General features: G+C 62.5%; 1 protein-coding gene. It reads right to left on the bottom strand.

All coding sequences use genetic code 11. From position 1 onward, the window contains the following. Positions 1 to 27 precede the first annotated feature (27 nt). Positions 28 to 1,253, bottom strand: a protein-coding gene (locus BLW27_RS20515) for an IS3 family transposase (RefSeq protein ID WP_089886600.1) whose coding sequence is annotated in 2 segments (ribosomal slippage) — positions 28 to 911 and positions 911 to 1,253 — 1,227 coding nt in all. Because the reading frame shifts where the segments join, the coding sequence is not laid out codon by codon here. Between the last annotated feature and the right edge of the window lie 56 nt (positions 1,254 to 1,309).

Below are 1,309 nucleotides of genomic sequence, written 5' to 3'. Positions count from 1 at the left end.
TGGTCTTGCCCCCGTTTCGCCGGACACTCAGGCAGTTGCGGTTTGAGCTGCGATGAAGTCGCGTGGCGAGCGCATCTTCAGCCCTGAGTGCGGGTGGTTGTCGTTGTAGTCCTCGAACCACCCAGCGATCAATTCGAGGACTGTAGCGGCATCCGGTAGCGGCGTCACATGGACGTAGTCCCGCTTCAGCGTCTTCACGAAAGCTTCCGAGATGCCATTGCTCTGCGGGCTCTTCACCGGTGTGAAGCAGGGCTTCAGGCCGAGCTGGCGGGCGAAGATGCGTGTCTCCTTCGCGATGTAAGGCGAGCCGTTGTCGCTCAGTATTTCGACCGGATGAGGCGCCCTGTAGGTTCCGAACCGCTGCTCGACCGCCTCCAGCATCATGTCGCGGATGTCCGAGCCACTGATGCCTGCATTCACTACAGCTCGCCAGGAGATGATCTCTCGATCGTGGGCATCGACGATGAACGCGCCCCGGACGATCTCGCGGTTCCAGCAGGTGAACTCGAATCCATCCGAGCACCAGCGTATGTTCGAGCGCATCGTCACGACCTTGCCTTCATGGGTCAGCTCCGGCCGCTCGGTATATCTGCGAGCCAGCAGAAGGCTGTGTGCCTGCATGATGCGGTAGACGCGCTTATGGTTGATGGGCGCGGCGCCCTCCGCCCGGAGCTGGCGGTTCAGGAGCGCCGTGATGCGGCGGTAGCCGTAGGTCGGGCGCGCCGCGACCAGCGCTGTGATCAGCGGCAGGACCGCCGCGTCTTGCGCTTTATGATAGCGCCGACGCGGCTTTGCGCTCCCGGTCAGGCGAGCATGGAGGTTGGATCGGGAGACGCCCAAAGTCTCGGCCACGACCTTCACCGGAAACCGTCCTTCGGCTGCGACTGCGCAAGCCACGTCCGTTTTTTTGAGCGCGCTTTGTCCAGAGCCTCCTTGAGGATCTCGACCTCGAGCGTCTTGCGCCCGAGCTGCCGCTCCAGCTCGCGGACGCGATCCTCCATCTGGCGAACCGCTCGATTGCTGGTCACGTCGTCATCTTCAGACACGGCTACGGCACCCCCATCCAGCATCAGGCGACGCCAACGATACAGAAGGTTCGGAGCAACGCCATTCCGGCGAGCGACGACCGAGATGCTGGCGCCGTCCTCCAACGTCTCCTCGACGATCCGCATCTTCTCAGCAGCAGGCCAGCGGCGCCGACGGCCGCCATCGGTAATGATCTCATAGTCAGACATAAGCACGTGCTTAGGCATATGCCTAAGCCTCCATGGTTATGCCCGAGTGTCCGGTCGAAACGGGGGCCAGTTCA

The organism is Citreimonas salinaria (assembly GCF_900107235.1).
Taxonomy (GTDB): domain Bacteria; phylum Pseudomonadota; class Alphaproteobacteria; order Rhodobacterales; family Rhodobacteraceae; genus Citreimonas; species Citreimonas salinaria.
This window is presented reverse-complemented; position numbering and strand designations above follow the sequence as displayed.